We start from the raw sequence: 19427 nt of genomic DNA, 5'->3' as shown, positions 1-19427 counted from the left end.
ACAGAAATGCTTGGACGCCCTACTTTTGTAGGTGCCGGAATGCTTCGTCGCCGACCAGCGACCGCGGTCGAGCGCAGGCGCCCGAGCAGGTCACCCCCTGCGGCGCCCGCCTCCCGCCGTAACGGCCATCCCCCTGCTTCTCATGTGCCATCGAGGAGAGAACCATGGCCCCCATCACCGCCACCGCCACCACCCGCCGTCACCGCCACGCCACGCGCGGCGCCGACGCCGTCGACCGCCGCAAGGCCGCGGACGCGCTCCAGCGGGCGCTGGACCGCCGCGACAACGGCGGCGTGACCGGGCACTGAGCCGCCCGCTCAGCCCTCCAGCAGCGCCGCCAGCTGCCCCAGGCCGGTGATCCGCCGGACGCCGGGCTGCGGCGTGATGCCGCCCACGCGGTCCAGCCACACGCCGGTCAGTCCCGCGGCGTCCGCACCCGCGGCGTCGACGTCGTGGCGGTCCCCGACGTACGCCACCTCCCGCGGCGACAGCCCCAGGGCTTCGCACGCGGCGTGGAAGGCGGCCGGGTCCGGTTTGGCGACGCCGAGCTCCTCGGAGCAGACCAGCACCTCGAAGTGCGCCCGGATGCCGACCGCCGCGAGCTTGAGCTCCTGCTGGGCGGCCTGGTTGTTGGACAGCACCCCGTGCCGGTAGCGCGGGGTGAGGCCGCGCAGCGCGGGTACGACGTCCGGGAAGGCCCGCCACTGGCGCCGGTAGGCGTCGACGTACCGGGCGAACCACTCGTCCGCCTGCTCGTCCGTCAGCGGCTTGCCGAGCATGGCCCGCGCGCGCTCGCGGCGCTGGTCCTGGAAGCCGAACTCCCCCGCGAGATAGCGGTCGACGTAGTGCTCGGCCACCTCGTGCCAGTGGGCGGCCGCCTCGTCCGCCGAGGCGTAGCGCCCGAGCAGCCCCTCCGCCGCCATGTGCGCCAGCGCCCCGTGGCGCTCGGCGCCCCGGTGGTCGAACAGCGTGTCGTCCACGTCCCACAGCACCGCGGTGATCGTCATACCACCGACGCTACGCCCCCGGGTTTGCACCACACCAGCGAATACCGCCACAGCGGGCGCCGCCGGTAGCGCACGCCGGGCAGGATGCGGCGGGCGGCCTCCCGTACCTCGCCGTAGGACATCTCCGGGTCCGCCATCGGCATCCCGTTGGGGTATCCCCTGCTCGAGCGAAGCCGAGAGCTTGGGGAAGGGTCGGCCTTCTCCCGCAGCAGGCGGTTGAGCAGCGCCCAGGGGACGGTGACCGGCTCGTACGCCCAGTCGCGCACGGACGCGTTGCGGGCGAGGGAGAGCACGACCAGCGTGCCGCCGGGGCGCAGCAGATCACGCATCCGGGTCAGGGCGGCGGCGAAGTCCATGGTCAGGGCCCCGTGATCCGCCCCGCCCGTAGTTCCCGGATCAGGGCGCGCACCGCTGCCGTGCGGGCCAGCTCGGGCGTTGTGGCGTAGCCGATGCGGCGGGTGGGGCGGCCGGGGCCCAGATCGGCGATCTGGACGGCGGGCGGGGCGTCCCGCAGCGACAGCTCGGGCATCACCGCCATCCCCCGTCCCCGCGCGACGAGCGCCAGCACGGTGCCGTCGTCCTCGGCGGTGACCGTGGCGCGCGGCAGCCAGTCCTGGGCGGACCACCAGCCGGCGGTGTACGCGGAGCAGTTCTCCGTCCAGTCGACGAACGGTAGGCTGCGGGGATCCGGATGGCCGGCCGGGTGCACGAAGGAGTACGCCTCCTCCGCGAGGTCCCCGGTGACCAGCCCCTCCGGCAGCGGCGTCGTACCGCCGAGCGTCGCGATGGCCAGATCGGCGCGCCCGTCGGCGACCTCGCCGGCGGTGCCGCGGCCGACGTCCCGTACGACCCGCACCTCGGGCGCGAGCCCCGGATGCCGCCGGGCCAGCCGTTCCAGCGCGTCGGGCAGCAGGTGCAGGGCGGCGCTGCGGAACGCGGCGACACGGAGCGGGCCGGTGAGGGAGCCGTCCGGGGCGCCGCGCACCTCGGCGGCCATCGCCTCGTACAGGCGCAGGATCCGGCGGGCGTGGGCGGCGGCGCGCTCCCCGGCGGGGGTGGGCGTGGCGCCCTTGCGGCCGCGTTCGAAGAGGACGGCGCCGAGTTTGCGCTCGATGCCGCGGACGGCGTGCGAGACCGCGGACTGGGTGAGGCCGAGGGCGTCCGCGGCGGCGGTGAAGCCGTGTGCGTCGCAGACGGCGAGGAGGACGCGCAGCTCGGGAGGGGTGAGTTCGGCGCGCGGGGCGTGCCCGTCCCGCGGTGTCCGCTCGGTCATGAACGCCTCTCATGTCTGCAGGTGGATCCATCGATGGAACGGTCTGCCCGGCCCCGGGATTCCTCCCTAGCGTCGTTGCCATGACGATCACAGCACAGGTGGTCCACCAGGTGGCCCGCCCCTCCGGTTTCCCGTCCCCGTCCGACTTCGCCTTCCGGGAGCAGCACCTCGCCGCGCCGGGCCCGGGTGAGGCCCTGGTGGAGAACCTCCTCCTCTCCGTCGACCCGTACCACCGCGAGCTGATGGACGAGGCGGGCCTGACCAGCGGCGCGACCGTGTGGGGTCTCGACTCGCCGCTCGAGGGCCGCTCCATCGGCCGCGTCCTGACCTCGGCCGATCCGTCCCTCACGCCCGGCGACCTGGTCTACCACCGCCACGGCTGGCGTACGCACGCCCTGGTCCGCGCCTCGGAGGTCCGTGTCCTGCCCCGTTACGGCGGCGTCCCGCTCACCTCGTTCCTCTCGGTCCTCGGCGGTACGGGCCTGACGGCGTGGGTGGCCCTGACCCGTACGCTGCGGCTCGCCCCCGGCGACGACCTGTTCGTCTCCGCCGCCGCGGGAGGCGTCGGCACGGCGGCCGGCCAGTTCGCGCGGCTGCTGGGCGCGGGCCGGATCGTGGGCAGCGCGGGGTCGCCGGCGAAGGTCGACCGGCTGGTGTCGGAGCTGGGCTTCGACGCGGCGTTCGACTACCACGACGGGCCGGTCGCCGACCTGCTGGCGAAGGCGGCTCCCGACGGGGTCGACGCGGTGGTCGAGAACGTCGGCGGGGACCATCTGGAGGCGGCGATCGCCTCCCTGCGGGAAGGGGGCCGGGTGGCGTGGGTCGGCGCGGTCGCCCAGTACAACTCCCGCTCCACGCCTCCCCCGGCGCCGCGCAACCTCTTCGACGTGGTCGGCAGGTCCCTCCGCCTGGAGGGGGTGATGGTCCGCAACCACCTCGACGCGCAGGCGTCGCTGGAGGACTTCGCGGTCCCCCACATCCGCTCGGGCACGCTGGTCCCGCAGGAGACGGTGGTCGACGGTTTCGAGCACACCGTGGAGGCGTTCCTGGGCATGCTGCGGGGCGGGAACGTGGGGAAGATGATCGTCCGGGTGGGGTCGTAGGGCGCGCGGCGGCCGCTGCCTATGATCCCGGCATGGCCTTGGAATGGGAGCAGGTAAGCGTCGACTGCGCGGATGCGGCGGCCCTCGGGCGGTGGTGGGCCGAGGCCCTCGGGTGGGTCGTGGTGTGCGACTCCCCCCAGGAGTACGAGATCCGCCCCGAGCCGGACCGCCTGCCGGGCCTGCTCTTCGTGCCGGTCCCCGAGGAGAAGCGCCGCAAGAACCGCCTCCACCTCGACTTCCGCCCCGACGACCAGGACGCGGAGGTCACCCGCCTCCTGGCCCACGGCGCCCGCCGCGCGGACGTGGGCCAGGGCGCCGTCCCCTGGACGGTCCTCCAGGACCCGGAGGGCAACGAGTTCTGCGTCCTGGGCCCGCGCCGCCCGTAACCCGGGGCCTTCCCCCCGCAGGGGCGATGCCCCAGGATGTGCGGCGTGCCGCCCCCCGAGCCCGCGACCGTGCGCCGCGTCGACTTCCCCGCACACCTCAACCCGTACGTGCGCCGGGCGCCGCGGCGCCTGATGCCGAAGGCGCCGAGGGCGGCAAGCGCGGCGTCCTGCTCCTGGCTGCGTACGTCGTCTCGGACCCCGGGGAGGCCGTGCTGGACGGCACGCTGGAAGGCGTCAGGGCGGCGCTGCGCTACGCGTGGCACCGCCCCCGGAACGGGCGGGTGTGGAGCGGCGGCTGGGACAGCGACGCCGGACGGTTCGCCGTCGCCGTGTACGGCAACTGGTGGGAGCGGGCGCGGCTGCGCAGGCGGCGGCTGGTCCTGGCCGTGCGCGACGACCGGATCGGGGATCGCGCTGCGGCTGCGCGACCCCGGGGAGGCGGCGGCGCTGCGGGCGCTGCTCGCGGGGTGAGCGCCGTGCCGGGAATGGAGTCCGCCCCCGGCCGGGAGGGGTGTGAAACCGGCCAGGGGCGGAAGAAGGGGTCCGGGCCGGTGGCCCGGGACCGGGGCGTCAGCCCATGTGCGGGTAGCGGTAGTCCGTGGGCGGGACCATCGTCTCCTTGATCGAACGGGTCGACGTCCAGCGCATCAGGTTCTGCTTCGCGCCGGCCTTGTCGTTCGTACCGGAGGCCCGGCCGCCGCCGAACGGCTGCTGGCCCACGACCGCGCCGGTCGGCTTGTCGTTGATGTAGAAGTTGCCCGCCGCGTAGCGCAGCACCTCGGCGGCGTGGGCCGCCGCCGCCCGGTCCTGCGCGATGACGGCGCCGGTCAGGCCGTACTCCGACACCGACTCCATCTGCGCGAGCATCGCGTCGTACGCCTCGTCCTCGTAGACGTGGATCGCGACGATCGGGCCGAAGTACTCGGTCCTGAAGACCTCGTTCTCCGGGTCCGAGCACTCGATGACCGTCGGGCGGACGTAGTAGCCGACGGAGTCGTCGTACGAGCCGCCCGCCACGATCGTGCAGGACGGGTCGGCCGCGGCGCGGTCGATGGCCGCCTTGTTCTTGGCGAACGAGCGGTCGTCGATCACGGCCGACATGAAGTTGGACAGGTCGGACGTCGGGCCCATCGACAGGCCCTCGGCCTCGGCCGCCAGCTCCTCCTTGAAGCCCGCGTTCCAGATCGACGCCGGGACGTACGCCCGCGACAGCGCGCTGCACTTCTGGCCCTGGAACTCGAACGCACCGCGGGTGATGGCCGTCTTGAGGACCGCGTGGTCCGCCGACGGGTGGGCGACGAGGAAGTCCTTGCCGCCGGTCTCACCGACGAGCCGCGGGTACGTGCGGTACTTCTCGATGTTGTTGCCGACCGTCTTCCACAGGTACTGGAAGGTCTTGGTGGAACCGGTGAAGTGGATGCCCGCGAGGTCCGGGTGCTCCAGGGCGACCTTGGAGACCTCGATGCCGTCACCGGTGACGAGGTTGATCACGCCCGGAGGCATGCCCGCCTCCTCCAGCAGCTGCATGAGCAGCACCGCGGCGTGCGTCTGCGTCGGCGACGGCTTCCAGACCACCACGTTGCCCATCAGGGCGGGGGCGGTGGGCAGGTTGCCCGCGATGGCCGTGAAGTTGAACGGCGTGATCGCGTAGACGAAGCCCTCGAGGGGACGGTGGTCGGAGCGGTTCCACACGCCCGGCGACTGGGCCAGGGGCTGCTCGGCGAGGATCTGCCGGGCGAAGTGGACGTTGAAGCGCCAGAAGTCGACGAGCTCGCACGGGGTGTCGATCTCCGCCTGCTGGGCGGTCTTCGACTGGCCGAGCATGGTGGACGCGGCGAGCGTCTCGCGCCACGGGCCGGCCAGCAGGTCCGCGGCCTTCAGGATGATCGCGGCGCGGTCGTCGAAGGACATCGCGCGCCAGGCCGGGGCGGCGGCCAGGGCCGCGTCGACGGCGGCCTGGGCGTCGGCCTGGGTGGCGTGCGCGGAGGTGCCGAGCACCGACTTGTGGTCGTGCGGCTGGACGACGGTGAAGCTCTCGCCGCCGGCCATGCGCTTCTCGCCGCCGATGGTCATCGGCAGGTCGATGGGGTTCTCGGCCAGCTCCTTGAGCTTGGCCTCCAGGCGGGCCCGCTCGGGGCTGCCCGGGGCGTACGAGTGGACCGGCTCGTTGACCGGTACGGGGACCTGGGTCACAGCGTCCATGGTTGCCGTAGCTCCTTACGGGTTGAGGGACTTCAGCCGCGGCTGACGAGCGAGCGGAGGAAGAACGCCAGGTTCGCGGGGCGCTCCGCGAGGCGGCGCATGAAGTAGCCGTACCAGTCGGTGCCGTACGGCACGTACACGCGCATCCGGTGGCCCTCGGCGACCAGCCGCTCCTGCTCGCTCTCGCGGATGCCGTACAGCATCTGGAACTCGTACTCGTCGAGCTTGCGGCCGAACCGGCGCGCCATCTCCTGGGTGATGGCGATCATGCGCGGGTCGTGCGAGCCGATCATCGGGTAGCCCTCGCCGGCCATCAGGATCTTCAGGCAGCGCACGTACGCCCGGTCGACCTCGCGCTTGTCCTGGAAGGCGACGGTGGCGGGCTCCTTGTACGCGCCCTTCACCAGCCGCACCCGCGAGCCGGAGGTCGCCAGCTGGTGGCAGTCCTCCTCGGTGCGGAAGAGGTACGACTGGACGACGGCACCGGTCTGCGGGTGCTCGCGGCGCAGCTCCTCGAGGATCGCCAGCGTCGAGTCGACGGTGGTGTGGTCCTCCATGTCGAGGGTGACCGTGGTGTTCGCGGCGGCGGCGGCCTCGACGACCGGCCGGATGTTCGCCAGGGCGATGTCGTGGCCGCCGGTCAGCGCCTGGCCGAAGGCGGACAGCTTCACGGACATCTCGGCGCGCGGCCCGAGGCCGGCGTCCTTGAGTGCCTCGGCGAGGCGGAGGTAGTTGTCCCGGGTGCGCAGGGCCTCGGAGGGGTCGGTGATGTCCTCGCCGAGGAAGTCGAGGGTGACCTCCATACCGCGTGCGTCGAGGTCCTGCACGGCGCCGACCGCGTCGTCCAGCTGCTCACCCGCGACGAACCGGTTCACCACGGGCTTGGTGACCGGGGCGGCCGCGACGATCTTGCGCATACGGTCGCTGCGCGACGCAGCGAGAAGCACGGGACCCAGCACGGGGCACCTCCCAGAGATCTTGTGGTGGCGCCGGGGGTACCGGCGCCGGTGTCGTCGGAGCCGCTGGTCGCGGCGCCTGACCGAACGACGCCGCGGGTGGCGGCGCCGGCTGTGGTGAGCACGCCTGTGGGACGCGCAAGGAAAGCCACCGTGAAATCTAAGGATCGCTCCGATCCTGAGCCATCGACACCTGTCACGCATCCGCTGCCACCGCCTCATACATATGTATGAGAGGGTTTCCGGTATGCGCGGGGACTATCAGCCACTGGTCGACGAGATCTCGTCCGCCCTCGAGGCACCGGCCACCCTGGAGGACCGCGACTTCGGCCTGATCGCCTTCGGCGCGCACGACACGGGCGACGACGACACCTCGCTGATGGACCCCGTACGCACCCGCTCGATCCTGCAGCGCCGCTCGACGGCGGCGGTACGGGCGTGGTTCGAGGCGTTCGGCATCGCGCGGGCGACGGGCCCGCTGCGGATCCCGCCGGATCCCTCCGCCGGAGTGATACGGGGCCGCATCTGCCTGCCCGCCCGGCACGGCGGGGTGGTCCAGGGGTACGTCTGGGTGCTCGACGACGGCCATCTGGCGGACGTGGAGCTCGGCGGTCCCGGCGTCCCGGCCGACCCGCGGATCGCCCAGGCGATGGAGACGGCCACCCGGATCGGCGCGCTGCTGGCGGCGGAGGTCCGCTCGGGCGCGGAGACCGGCGCGCTGCTGCGGGACCTCGTCACCGGCCCGGCGACCGGGCGTACGGCGGCACAGGCCGGTCTGCGCGCGGCCCTCGGACCGGCGGCGGACGGTCCGCTCGCGCTGGTGGCGGTGGCGCCGTGGGACGAGGGCGGGGACGGCGAGGCGCTGTCGGCGCCGTCGGCGCCCGGGGTGGTGGCGGCGTGCGCCGTGCGCCCTGCCGGGGCGGGCGCGGGGCACGCCTCCGCACTGGCGGCGCTGGTCCGGCTGCGCACGGCCGGGGCGCCGGAGCCGGCCGTCAAGGCGGCGCTGCGGCTGCTGGAGTCGCCGCGGGCGGCGGGCGGCGCCGCCAGGCCCGGGGCGGGGATCGGGGATGTACGCGTCGGGGTCGCGGACCTCGCCGCGGCCTGGCACGAGGCGCTGGCCGCGGCCCGCGCGGGCCGGGCGGACCCGGCGCTGGGCCCGGTGCTGCGCTGGGCGGACGCGGGCCCGTACCGCCTGCTCACCTGGCTCCCCGCGGCGGCGTCACCGGATCCGGCGGTACGGGTGCTCCTGGCGCCGGCGCACGCGGAGCTGGCGCGCACGGTGGAGGTGTTCCTCGACTGCGCGGGCCAGGCGGGACGGGCGGCGTCGGAGCTGGCGATCCACCGCCAGACGCTGTACTACCGTCTGCGCCGGGTCACCGAACTCACGGGCCTCGACCTGGACTCCGGCGAGGACCGCCTGCTGCTGCACATGGCGCTGAAGGCCGCGCGGCTGTAGCGCCCCACGGCGGGCCCGCCTACCCCCGCGCCACCTTCCCCTCCACGATCCGCCGCAGGCTCTCCTCGATCACCGCGCCCGACGGGGTCCGGTCGGGTGAGATGAGGTGCTGCACCCACATCCCGGCGAAGAGGGCGCTGTAGAGCCAGCCGACGCTGTCGATCAGCTCCTGGGACGCCGCGCCCTCGGGGATGTCCTCGAAGAGTTCGAGCATCCCCTCCCAGCCCATCGGCATCGCCTTGACGAAGAAGTCCTTGAGCTTCTCGTGGTGCCCCAGCTGGCTGATGACCTCCAACTGCGCCTGCCAGAAGCCGGGGTTCTCCCCGACGCCCCGCAGCATCGCGTCCCACATCGCCGCGCGCCGGGCCACCGGATCGTCCGGCAGGCCGGTCTCCTTGGTCAGCGCGGCGACGCGCTGGCCCCACTCCTCCATCAGGGCCAGATACGCCTGGCCCATCAGCTCGTCCTTCGAGCCGTAGTGGTAGCCGATCGAGGCGAGGTTCGCCCCGGAGGCGGCGACGATGTCGCGGGCCGTCGTGCGCGTCCAGCCCTTTTCGAGCAGGCAGCGCTTCGCGCCCTGAAGCAGGTCTTCGCGGTGTCCCATGGGCAGAGAGTAGCGTACGGACGTATTAGACGTACGTACTAGACACTCGTTTAAGACGTGTGTACAGTCGCAGCCATGACGACGAACTCGACGCCCAACGCCCGCGCCGGACGCAGGGAATGGACCGCACTGGCCGTCCTGCTGCTCCCCCTCCTCCTCGTCTCCATGGACGTCTCGGTCCTGTTCTTCGCGATCCCGGAGATCAGCCGGACCCTCGACGTCAGCGCCACCCAGCAGCTGTGGATCTTCGACGTCTACGGCTTCGCCCTCGCCGGCCTGCTCATCACGATGGGCTCGCTGGGCGACCGGATCGGCCGCCGCAGGCTGCTGCTCCTCGGCGCGCTGGCCTTCGGCGCGGCGTCGGTCGCCGCGGCGTACGCGCAGAGCGCGGAGATGCTGATCGCCGCCCGCGCCGTGCTGGGGATCGGCGGCGCCACGCTGATGCCCTCGACGATGGCCCTGGTCCGCAACATGTTCCGGGACGACAAGCAGCGCTCCACGGCGATCGGGATCTTCTCCGGCGTGATGGCCGGCGGCATCGCCCTGGGCTCCGTGATGAGCGGCTTCCTGCTGAACCACTTCTGGTGGGGCTCGGTCTTCCTCGTCAACGTCCCCGCGATGGTGATGCTCCTGGTCCTCGCGCCCGTGCTGGTGCCCGAGTTCAGGGACCCGGCTCCGGGCCGCTTCGACTGGGTGAGCGTGCCGCTGTCGATGGCGGCGGTGCTGCCGCTGATCTACGGGCTGAAGGAGTTCGCCGCGGACGGCTACAGCACGCTCTCCGCCGTGTCGCTCGCGGCGGGCGCGGTCTTCGGGGCGCTGTTCGTACGGCGGCAGCGCGGCCGTACCGACGCGATGATCAGCCGCGAGCTGTTCCGCCGCAAGGGGTTCGGCGCCGCCATCTCGCTCACCACGCTGGCCACGTTCGCCATGATGGGCTCCGCGTTCTTCACCACGCAGTATCTGCAGTCCGTGCTGGGGATGGGCCCGCTCGAGGCCGCGCTGTGGTCGCTGGCGCCGTCGGTGGCGGTGGGCTTCGCCGCTCCGGCCTCGACGGTCCTGGCGCAGCGGGTCAACCGGGCGTACGTCGTGACCGGCGGCTTCGTCGTCGGCGCGGCGGGCTACGGCATCCTCGCCCTGGTCGGCACGGACTCCCTGTGGCTGGTGCTGGTCGGCGCGGCGGTGCTGGCGAGCGGCATCGTGGCGGTCATCGCCCTGGTCAACGACCTCGCCCTGGCCCTGGCCCCGGCGGAGAAGGCCGGTTCGGCGTCCTCGCTGATGGAGACCGGCCACGAGTTCGGCGGCGCGCTGGGTATGGCGGTGCTGGGGTCGATCGGCACCGCGGTCTACCGGGCGGACGTCGAGGCGAACGCCCCCACCGGGCTGCCGGCCGAGGCCCTGCACGGCATCCGCGAGACCCTCGGCGGTGCCACCCAGACCGCCGCCGGCCTGCCCGGCCCCACCGGTGACTCCGTACTGGCCGCGGCCCGCGAGGCGTTCACGAACGGGATGCACTGGGCCGCGGTCGGCGGGGCGCTGGTCCTGCTGCTCGGCGCGGCGGTCGCCACGGCGACCCTGCGCCACCTGCGGGAGGCGTCGCCGGCGCCGGACACGGCACCCGAGCCGGAGCTCGAGCCCGTACGGGCGTGAGCCCCGCGCACGCCGAGGGCCCGGCCCCACCCGCGTACACCGCGGGACGGGGCCGGGCCCTCGGCCGTCGGCGCTAACCCACGTGCACCGCCGCCCCGTGCGCACCCGCCGCCGCCTTCGAGGCGTCGGGGCGCGGCGTGTTCATCAGCACCGCGATCACGACCGCCGCGCCGACCAGCACCACGCTCGCCACCCCGTACGCCGCGGCGAAGCCGTCCACCAGCGCGTCGTTCACCAGCTCCGGCGTCGGCCGCCGCCCGGCGAGGAAGTCCGCGGCGGCGCTGGTGGCCACCGTGTTGAGCACCGCCGTGCCGATCGAACCGCCGATCTGCTGCGAGGTGTTGACCGTGGCCGAGGCGATGCCGGCCTCCTCGTCCCGTACGCCGTGGGTCGCGTAGTTCATCGCGGGGGCCATCACCAGGCCCATGCCCACGCCCACCAGCAGCTCCGCGGGCAGCACCCCGGCCGCGTACGACGTGGACGCCTCGATCCGGGTCAGCCAGCCCGTACCGGCGGCGGCCAGCAGCAGGCCGGGCACCAGCAGCACCCGCGGCGGGACCCTTGGCAGCAGCCGGGTGGCGATCCCGCCGGCGCCGACCAGCACACCGGCGGTCAGCGGCAGGAAGGCGGTGCCGGTCAGGACGGCCGAATAGCCCTTCACGACCTGCATGTAGTAGGTGAGGAAGAGGAACATGCCGAACATGCCGACCACCGCCAGCGCCACCGCCAGATAGGCGCTGCCCCGGGTCCGGCTGGCGACCACGCCCAGCGGCAGCAGCGGCTGCCGCGCACGCCGCTCCACCAGCACGAACCCGGCCAGGAGCAGCGCGCCCAGGGCCAGCAGACCGGTGACGGGGCCGGAGCCCCAGCCCTCCGACTCGGCCTCGCTGCAGGCGTAGACAACCGCGACCAGTCCGGTCACGGCGAGCAGGGCGCCGGGGACGTCGATCCGGCCGCGCGCGCCCTCGCGGGGGGTGTCGGCGGGCAGGAAGCGCCAGCCGAGGGCGGCGACCACGGCGATCGGCACGTTGACGTACAGGCACCAGCGCCAGTCCAGATACTCGGTGAGGAAGCCGCCCACCACCAGTCCGACGGCGCCGCCTCCCGCGGCGATCGCGCCGAAGATCCCGAACGCCTTGGCCCGGTCCCGCTGTTCGGTGAAGTTCACGGTGAGCAGGGAGAGGACGGCCGGCGCCAGCAGCGCGGCGAACGCACCCTGCAGCCCGCGCGCGGCGAGCAGCGTCCCGAAGCCGGGTGCCGCTCCGCCCAGCGCCGAGGCGCCGGCGAAGCCCACCAGCCCGACGAGGAACGCCCGCCGGCGCCCGGCGTAGTCGGCGACGCGCCCGCCGAGCAGCAGCAGCCCGCCGAAGGCCAGGGTGTACGCGGTGATCACCCACGCCTTGTCCCCGTCGGAGATGCCCAGGTCGCGCTGGGCGGAGGGGAGGGCGATGTTCACGATCGTGACGTCGAGGACGATCATCAGCTGGGCGAGCCCGATGAAGACGAGGGCGAGCCAGCGGTCGGGGGGACCGCCACTCTTCGAGATCGAGGGTTGTGAAGTGCTCATGACATAACCTTTCCCGTGCGGTCATGCGTGTCGTGCGCGTATGCGGGTGTACGGAGGTGGGCGTCCCTGCTAGGAGGCGGCCGGCGGGGACTCCGCGCCGCCGCCGCGGGCGATCCGGTCGCGGATCTTCGCGAACCAGCCGGGTCCCACCGCCGGCCTCGGCAGCCGGGTGGTGCGTTCGCGGGCCGCGGCCGGGCGGAGGCCGTCGAGGTAGACCTCCAGCTGCCGGTGCGCGATACCCCGGTCCTCGGGGATGTCGTCACCGGGCAGCGGCCGGCTCAGCCTGATGATCATCAGCGTGATGTCGCCGAGCACCACGTCCTTGCGGATCAGCCCCTCGGCCTGGGCCTCGACCAGCTGCTCGTGCAGCGGCAGCATCGCGTCGCGCCCGACGCCGCGCAGCACCTCCTCGATCGCGAACCGGCCGGCGATGGCGGGCATCACCGCGCCGATCCGCATGTCGAGGGCGGTGTGCATGAAGCGGCGCAGCACCTCGTACGGGTCGAGTCCGAGGGCGCGCAGCTTGTCCAGCGCCGTCAGCAGATCCGTCAGCGTGTCCACTGCTACGCCCCGGATCAGGTCCTCGCGGGTGGGGAAGCGCCGGTAGAGGGTGGCGATGCCCACTCCGGCCCGGCGGGCGATCTCCTCCAGCGGGGCGTCCGGCCCGACGCCGACGAAGACCTCGCGCGCGGCCCGGATCAGCTGCGCGCGGTTGCGCTGCGCGTCCGACCGCATCCGTGTCCCGCCGCTCATGACTCTCCCCAGCCGTAGGGATTTCCTCCAGTTGCTCCCACCGTAAGGACCAGGTGGGGAGATCTCATCTCTCCGGGGGGAAGTGAGAGGCGGAGGCGGGGTGATCCTCCACTTCGTACGGCGGAGCGCCCGTCCTGCCCCCGCACCGACGCCACGGGCCCGGTCCGGTGGGGTGGTGCACCCCACCGGACCGGGCCCGCAGCCGCCGTCCCGTGCCGTCCCGTCCGGCGTCAGTCCGTCAGGTTCACACCGCGCGCCGAGGTGGCGCCGATCTCGCCCGCGATCTCGCCGAGTACGTTCGCCGGGATCGCCGAGTCGACGGTGAGCGCCACCAGCGCCTCGCCGCCCTCCTCGGCCCGGGAGACCTGCATGCCGGCGATGTTGATACCGGCCTCGCCGAGGATGCGGCCGAGGGTGCCGACGACGCCGGGGCGGTCGGCGTAGCGGAAAAAGGCCATGTGGTCGGCCAGCGCCAGATCGATGTCGTGCTCGCCGACGCCGACGATCTTCTGCAGATGCTTCGGCCCGGCCAGCGTGCCGGAGATCGCGACCTCCTCGCCGCCGGACAGCGTGCCGCGCACGGTGACGACGTTGCGGTGCTCCGGGGACTCGCTGCTCGTGGTCAGCCGCACCTCGACGCCGCGCTCCTGCGCGAACAGGGGGGCGTTGACGTACGAGACGGTCTCGTCGACGACGTCCTCGAAGACGCCCTTGAGGGCGGAGAGCTCCAGCACCTTCACATCGTGCTGCGTGATCTCGCCGCGGACCTCGACGTCGAGCCGGACGGCGACCTCGCCCGCCAGCGCGGTGAAGATCCGGCCGAGCTTCTCGGCGAGCGGCAGGCCGGGGCGTACGTCCTCGGCGATCACGCCGCCCTGGACGTTGACCGCGTCCGGCACCAGCTCGCCGGCGAGCGCGAGGCGCACGGACCGGGCGACGGCGATGCCCGCCTTCTCCTGCGCCTCGCCGGTGGAGGCGCCGAGGTGCGGGGTGGCGACGACGCTGTCGAACTCGAACAGCGGCGAGTCCGTGCAGGGCTCGACGGCGTACACGTCGAGGCCGGCGCCGGCGACGCGGCCCTCCTTCAGGGCGGCCGCCAGGGCCTCCTCGTCGACGATGCCGCCGCGGGCGGCGTTGACGATCCGCACGTGCGGCTTGACCTTGTGCAGCGCCTCGTCGCCGATGAGGCCGAGGGTCTCGGGGGTCTTCGGCAGGTGCACGGTGATGAAGTCCGCGACCTCCAGCAGCTCGTCGAGGCTCAGCAGCTTCACGCCCATCTGCGCGGCGCGGGCGGGCTGGACGTACGGGTCGTACGCGACGATCTTCATCCCGAACGCGGACATGCGCTGGGCGACCAGCACGCCGATCCGGCCGAGGCCGACGACGCCGAGGGTCTTCTCGCTCAGCTCGACGCCGGTGTACTTGTTGCGCTTCCACTCGCCGTTCTTCAGGGCGGTGTTGGCCTGCGGGATGTTGCGGGCGGAGGCGATGATCAGGCCGCAGGCCAGCTCGGCGGCGGTGACGATGTTCGACGTCGGGGCGTTGACGACCATCACGCCGGCCTTCGTCGCGGCGGAGACGTCGACGTTGTCGAGGCCCACGCCGGCGCGGGCGATGACCCGCAGCCGGTCGGCGGCGGCGATCGCCTCGGCGTCCACCTTGGTGGCGCTGCGCACGAGGATGGCGTCGACGCCCTTCAGCGCGGGGAGCAGCTCCTCGCGGTCCGCGCCGTTGCAGTGGCGGATCTCGAAGTCGGGGCCGAGCGCGTCCACGGTCGCCGGGGACAGTTCTTCGGCGATGAGTACGACGGGCTTGGGACGATTCGTGCTGGTAACGCTCACGTGGTCCTCACAGGTCCATTGCGGACGGCCGTCCCGACGGCCGCGGCGGTGGAGGTTGGTGGCAGCGCAATGGGGCCTTGTCGGCCCCGAGGACACACGACGCTGTGGGCCTGGCACGCGCTTGTGCTTCGCAGTGTATCGGGGTGGGGTCCCTGTTCCGCCAGGGTTGGCACGGGATCACCCGTACGAGCCGCCTGCGGCGGGCCGGCGGTTTCCGCCCCCTTGTCTGCGGTTCGCCTGCGGCGGGCGTGTGCTGTGCTTGCGTTCGCGCCGACCGCTGCGGTTCGCCTGCGCCCACCCGTGCCGCCCTGCGGCACGCCTGCCCGCAGGCTTGCGCCGGTGCATGGGCGCGACCGCCCCGAAGGCTTGCGACGGTGCGCGGGCGCGACCGCCCCGAAGGCTTGCGACGGTGCGCGGGCGCGACTGCCCGCAGGCTTGCGCTGGTGCATGGGCGCGACCGCCCCGCAGGCTTGCGCAGGCACACGGGCGCGACCGCCCCGAAGGCTTGCGCTGGCACGCGGATGCGACCGCGCGCAGGCTTGCGACGGTGCACGGGCGCGACCGGGCGCAGGCTTGCGACGGTGTGCGGATGCTACCGGGCGCAGGCTTGTGCGGGTGGTGGGATGTTCGGGCACGGGGGCGAGCGTCGTGCTAGCTGCGGGCAGGCGTGCCGCAGGGCGGCACGGGTGGGCGCAGCGGACCGCAGCATTCGGCGCGAACGCACGCACCACGGAAGCGGATGGGGGGCCGGGGGCGAGGCCCCCGCAGCGTTCGGCGGGGACGCGCGCTCCGCGGAAGCGGATGGGGGGCCGGGGGCGGGGCCCCCGCAGCGTGACACGACGAACCGTGCGGGGGCGCCCCTGCGCGGGTTACGCGTCCTTGTCGTCCACCCACGACATGAGCTTGCGCAGCTCCTTGCCCGTGGTCTCGATGAGGTGGTCCGCGTCGCGCTTCTTGTACTCGTTGTAGCGCGGCAGCCCGTTCGCGTACTCCTGCATCCAGTCCTTGGCGAAGGTCCCGTCCTGGATCTCCGCGAGGACCTTCTTCATCTCGGCCTTGGTCTGGTCGTTCACGATCCGCGGACCCGTGACGTAGTCGCCCCACTCCGCGGTCTCCGAGACCGACCAGCGCATCTTCTCGAGGCCGCCCTCGTACATCAGGTCCACAATGAGCTTCAGCTCGTGGAGGCACTCGAAGTACGCGATCTCCGGCTGGTAACCGGCCTCGACCAGCGTCTCGAAGCCCGCCTTGACCAGCGCGGACGCGCCACCGCAGAGGACGGCCTGCTCGCCGAAGAGGTCGGTCTCGGTCTCCTCGGTGAAGGTCGTCTTGATGACGCCCGCCCGGGTGCCGCCGATGCCCTTGGCGTAGGACAGGGCCAGCGCGAACGCGTTGCCGGTGGCGTCCTGCTCGACCGCCGCGATGCACGGCACGCCGCGCCCCTCCTCGAACTGGCGGCGCACGAGGTGGCCCGGGCCCTTCGGGGCGACCATGCAGACGTCGACGCCGGCCGGGGGCTTGATGAAGCCGTAGCGGATGTTCAGTCCGTGGCCGAAGAACAGCGCGTCGCCGTCCTTCAGGTTGTCCTTGACGGACTCCTCGTAGACCTTGGCCTGGATCGGGTCCGGGACCAGGATCATGATCACGTCGGCCTCGGCGGCGGCCTCCGCGGGGGTCACCACGCGCAGGCCCTGCTCCTCGGCCTTGACCTTGGACTTCGAGCCCTCGTGCAGACCGACGCGGACGTCGACGCCCGAGTCGCGCAGGGACAGGGCGTGGGCGTGGCCCTGGCTGCCGTAGCCGAGAACCGCGACCTTGCGGCCCTGGATGATGGACAGGTCGGCATCGTCGTCGTAGAACAGCTCGGCCACTTCGGGTCTCTCCTTGAATCTTGCGGGCTGCCCCCACCGTACGCGGGGTACGGCGGGGGACTTCTGGGGGTTGTTGACGGGGGTTAACAGCCGCCGCGGGTGGCGGGTTACGCGCTGCGGTCGAGGGCCCGCAGCGAGCGGTCCGTGATGGACCGGGCGCCGCGCCCTATGGCGATCGTGCCGGACTGCACGAGTTCCTTGACGCCGTACGGCTCGAGCATCTTCAGCATCGCCTCCAGCTTGTCGGCGCTGCCCGTCGCCTCGATCGTGACGGCCTCCGGGGAGACGTCGACGGTCTTGGCGCGGAACAGCTGGACGATCTCGACGACCTGGCTGCGGGTCTCGTTGTCGGCGCGGACCTTCACCAGGACGAGCTCCCGCTGGATCGCAGCGGTCGGCTCGAGTTCGACGATCTTCAGCACGTTGACCAGCTTGTTGAGCTGCTTGGTGACCTGCTCCAGCGGCTGGTCCTCGACATTCACCACGATGGTCATGCGGGAGATGTCGGGGTGCTCGGTGGTGCCCACGGCGAGGGAGTCGATGTTGAAGCCGCGGCGGAAGAACAGGGCGGAGATCCGGGCGAGGATGCCGGGCTTGTTCTCCACCAGGACGGAGAGCGTGTGCTTGGACATGGTCTGTACGTACCTTTCGCTCTCAGTCGTCTTCGCCGTCGCCGAAGTCCGGACGGACGCCGCGCGCCGCCAGGATCTCGTCGTTGGAGGTGCCGGCCGCGACCATCGGCCAGACCTGGGCGTCCTCGTGGACGATGAAGTCGATCACGACCGGGCGGTCGTTGATCGCGTTCGCCTCCTCGATCACCTTGTCCAGCTCGTCCGGGGACTCGCAGCGGATGGCGACGCAGCCCATGGCCTCGGACAGCTTCACGAAGTCCGGGACGCGGGTGCCGGCGCTGGGCTGCTTGCCGTCGGCCTCGGGGCCGGAGTGCAGCACGGTGTTGGAGTAGCGCTGGTTGTAGAACAGGGTCTGCCACTGGCGGACCATGCCGAGGGCGCCGTTGTTGATGATGGCGACCTTGATCGGGATGTTGTTCAGGGCGCAGGTGGTCAGTTCCTGGTTGGTCATCTGGAAGCAGCCGTCGCCGTCGATCGCCCACACGGTGCGGTCCGGCTGCCCGGCCTTCGCGCCCATGGCCGCGGGGACCGCGTAGCCCATGGTCCCGGCGCCGCCGGAGTTGAGCCAGGTGCCCGGCCGGTCGTAGTCGATGAAGTGGGCGGCCCACATCTGGTGCTGGCCGACGCCCGCCGCGTAGATGGTGCTCGCCGGGGCCAGCTGGCCGAGGCGCTGGATGACCTGCTGCGGGGAGAGCTGGCCGTTCGCCGGCTTCTCGTAGCCCAGCGGGTACGTCTTGCGCCAGCGGTCGAGCTGCTCCCACCACTCGGTGTAGTCGCCGCTGTTGCCCTGGCCCGCCTCGGCCTGCAGGGCGACGATCAGGTCGGCGATCACCTCGCGGGCGTCGCCGACGATCGGCACGTCCGCCTCGCGGTTCTTGCCGATCTCCGCGGGGTCGATGTCCGCGTGGATGATCTTGGCGTACGGGGCGAAGGAGTCCAGCTTCCCGGTGACGCGGTCGTCGAAGCGGGCGCCGAGGGCGACGATCAGGTCCGACTTCTGCAGGGCGGTCACCGCGGCGACGGAACCGTGCATGCCGGGCATGCCCAGGTGCTGTCCGTGGGTGTCGGGGAAGGCGCCCAGCGCCATCAGCGTCGTCACGACCGGGGCGCCGGTCTGCTCGGCCAGCACCTTCAGCTCGGCCGTGGCGCGGGCCTTCAGCACGCCGCCGCCGACGTACAGCACGGGGCGCTTCGCCTCGGTGATCAGGCGGGCGGCCTCACGGATCTGCTTGGAGTGCGGCTTGGTGACCGGGCGGTAGCCGGGCAGGTCGTTCTTCGGCGGCCAGGTGAAGACGGTCTTGGCCTGCAGGGCGTCCTTGGCGATGTCGACCAGGACCGGGCCGGGGCGGCCGGTGGCCGCGATGTGGAAGGCCTCGGCGATCGTCTTCGGGATGTCCTCGGCCTTGGTGACCAGGAAGTTGTGCTTGGTGATCGGCATCGTGATGCCGCAGATGTCCGCCTCCTGGAAGGCGTCCGTGCCGATCGCCTTGGAGGCGACCTGGCCGGTGATCGCGACGATCGGGACGGAGTCCATGTGGGCGTCGGCGATCGGGGTGACCAGGTTGGTGGCGCCCGGTCCGGAGGTGGCCATGCAGACGCCGACCTTGCCGGTGGCCTGCGCGTAGCCGGTGGCCGCGTGGCCGGCGCCCTGCTCGTGGCGGACGAGGATGTGCCGCAGCTTGACCGAGTCCATCAGCGGGTCGTACGCGGGGAGGATCGCGCCGCCCGGGATACCGAAGACCGTGTCGACCCCTACGGCCTCGAGGGACCGGATGAGGGACTGCGCGCCCGTCATGGCCTCGGAGATCGGGGTGGGCTGCGAGCCGGCCGCGGTGCGCGCTCGCGGCGGCTGCGGATGGGGCTCGCTCCTGGGGGGAGCCTGCTCGGTCATCGGCTTCTCTTCTCGTCTGCTCGATGGTGCGGTGAGGGTTCGAACCGGGGAGGGGCGGGACGGTGCCCGTGCAACAAAAAACCCCTCGTGCCGGGTGGCAAGCGAGGGGAGCGCGTCGGTGTGTTGCAGTCAGCCGACGCGCTGTCCAAGTACGAGAATTCGGGTGCGCATGGCCACGACCTTGCCTCTGCCCTCTGCGGGGTGTCAAGTGGATGGGACGCGTATCTCACCATGTGGG

Annotated in this window: 17 protein-coding genes; 5 read left to right on the top strand and 12 right to left on the bottom strand. The window is 72.5% G+C overall.

Annotated features, from left to right (window positions below):
* The first annotated feature begins 164 nt into the window (after nt 1-164).
* Nucleotides 165-308: a hypothetical protein gene (locus AB0M28_RS18735; RefSeq protein WP_365405585.1), complete on the top strand. Its 144-nt coding sequence runs from the start codon at nt 165-167 to the stop codon at nt 306-308.
* 9 nt (nt 309-317) lie between these two features.
* Here AB0M28_RS18735 and AB0M28_RS18730 read toward each other — a convergent pair whose 3' ends face one another.
* The 3 genes from AB0M28_RS18730 to AB0M28_RS18720 are packed head-to-tail and all read right to left on the bottom strand — an operon-like array spanning nt 318 to nt 2280.
* Complete coding sequence (locus AB0M28_RS18730) at nt 318-1007, bottom strand: HAD family hydrolase (RefSeq protein WP_365405582.1); 690 nt, start codon at nt 1005-1007, stop codon at nt 318-320.
* The gene (locus AB0M28_RS18725) at nt 1004-1363 is read right to left on the bottom strand and encodes a hypothetical protein (protein WP_365405579.1); all 360 of its coding nucleotides are present in this window, start codon (nt 1361-1363) and stop codon (nt 1004-1006) included. The genes AB0M28_RS18730 and AB0M28_RS18725 overlap by 4 nt, the downstream gene beginning before the upstream one ends.
* Before the next feature lie 2 nt (nt 1364-1365).
* Nucleotides 1366-2280: a LysR family transcriptional regulator gene (locus tag AB0M28_RS18720; RefSeq protein WP_365405576.1), complete on the bottom strand. Its 915-nt coding sequence runs from the start codon at nt 2278-2280 to the stop codon at nt 1366-1368.
* Between the two features lie 80 nt (nt 2281-2360).
* On the opposite strand from AB0M28_RS18720, the gene AB0M28_RS18715 reads away from it, so the two are divergent.
* On the top strand, nt 2361-3383 hold the full coding sequence (locus AB0M28_RS18715; RefSeq protein ID WP_365405573.1) for an NADP-dependent oxidoreductase: 1023 nt from the start codon (nt 2361-2363) through the stop codon (nt 3381-3383).
* 32 nt (nt 3384-3415) lie between these two features.
* Entirely contained in the window at nt 3416-3769 is a 354-nt protein-coding gene (locus tag AB0M28_RS18710) for a VOC family protein (RefSeq protein ID WP_365405570.1), read from the top strand.
* A 570-nt stretch (nt 3770-4339) separates the two neighbouring features.
* On the opposite strand, the gene pruA is transcribed toward AB0M28_RS18710, so the two are convergent.
* Both pruA and AB0M28_RS18700 read right to left on the bottom strand, forming a co-directional pair.
* The gene (gene pruA, locus AB0M28_RS18705; protein ID WP_365405567.1) at nt 4340-5971 is read right to left on the bottom strand and encodes an L-glutamate gamma-semialdehyde dehydrogenase; all 1632 of its coding nucleotides are present in this window, start codon (nt 5969-5971) and stop codon (nt 4340-4342) included.
* Nucleotides 5972-6003: 32 nt separating this feature from the next.
* Nucleotides 6004-6930, bottom strand: a complete 927-nt coding sequence (locus tag AB0M28_RS18700; protein ID WP_365405564.1) for a proline dehydrogenase family protein — start codon at nt 6928-6930, stop codon at nt 6004-6006.
* Nucleotides 6931-7174: 244 nt separating this feature from the next.
* Here AB0M28_RS18700 and AB0M28_RS18695 point away from each other — a divergent pair, with 244 nt between their 5' ends.
* Nucleotides 7175-8383 carry a helix-turn-helix domain-containing protein gene (locus AB0M28_RS18695; protein WP_365405561.1) on the top strand — a complete coding sequence of 403 codons (1209 nt, stop codon included), beginning with the start codon at nt 7175-7177 and terminating at the stop codon, nt 8381-8383.
* Between the two features lie 19 nt (nt 8384-8402).
* On the opposite strand, the gene AB0M28_RS18690 is transcribed toward AB0M28_RS18695, so the two are convergent.
* Complete coding sequence (locus tag AB0M28_RS18690) at nt 8403-8987, bottom strand: TetR/AcrR family transcriptional regulator (RefSeq protein ID WP_365405557.1); 585 nt, start codon at nt 8985-8987, stop codon at nt 8403-8405.
* Between the two features lie 75 nt (nt 8988-9062).
* Between AB0M28_RS18690 and AB0M28_RS18685 the strand changes: the two genes are divergently transcribed.
* The gene (locus tag AB0M28_RS18685) at nt 9063-10634 is read left to right on the top strand and encodes an MFS transporter (protein WP_365405554.1); all 1572 of its coding nucleotides are present in this window, start codon (nt 9063-9065) and stop codon (nt 10632-10634) included.
* 73 nt (nt 10635-10707) lie between these two features.
* Here the strand turns inward: AB0M28_RS18685 and AB0M28_RS18680 are convergent, their stop codons facing one another.
* The 6 genes from AB0M28_RS18680 to AB0M28_RS18655 form a co-directional block, all read right to left on the bottom strand.
* Nucleotides 10708-12201 (bottom strand): MFS transporter, encoded by a 1494-nt coding sequence (locus tag AB0M28_RS18680; protein ID WP_365405551.1) that lies wholly within the window; start codon nt 12199-12201, stop codon nt 10708-10710.
* A gap of 69 nt (nt 12202-12270) precedes the next feature.
* Nucleotides 12271-12954: a helix-turn-helix domain-containing protein gene (locus tag AB0M28_RS18675; protein ID WP_365405548.1), complete on the bottom strand. Its 684-nt coding sequence runs from the start codon at nt 12952-12954 to the stop codon at nt 12271-12273.
* Nucleotides 12955-13184: 230 nt separating this feature from the next.
* A complete protein-coding gene (gene serA / locus AB0M28_RS18670) occupies nt 13185-14795 on the bottom strand; it encodes a phosphoglycerate dehydrogenase (RefSeq protein WP_365405545.1) in 1611 nt (536 codons plus the stop codon).
* A gap of 869 nt (nt 14796-15664) precedes the next feature.
* Nucleotides 15665-16666: a ketol-acid reductoisomerase gene (gene ilvC / locus AB0M28_RS18665; RefSeq protein ID WP_365405542.1), complete on the bottom strand. Its 1002-nt coding sequence runs from the start codon at nt 16664-16666 to the stop codon at nt 15665-15667.
* 107 nt (nt 16667-16773) lie between these two features.
* On the bottom strand, nt 16774-17298 hold the full coding sequence (gene ilvN / locus AB0M28_RS18660) for an acetolactate synthase small subunit (protein ID WP_365405539.1): 525 nt from the start codon (nt 17296-17298) through the stop codon (nt 16774-16776).
* A gap of 22 nt (nt 17299-17320) precedes the next feature.
* Complete coding sequence (locus tag AB0M28_RS18655) at nt 17321-19189, bottom strand: acetolactate synthase large subunit (RefSeq protein ID WP_365405536.1); 1869 nt, start codon at nt 19187-19189, stop codon at nt 17321-17323.
* Between the last annotated feature and the right edge of the window lie 238 nt (nt 19190-19427).

Source organism: Streptomyces sp. NPDC051940 (assembly GCF_040680895.1).
GTDB lineage: Bacteria > Actinomycetota > Actinomycetes > Streptomycetales > Streptomycetaceae > Streptomyces.
Note: the sequence above shows the minus strand (reverse complement) of the source record. Positions and strands in the feature narration are given on the sequence as shown.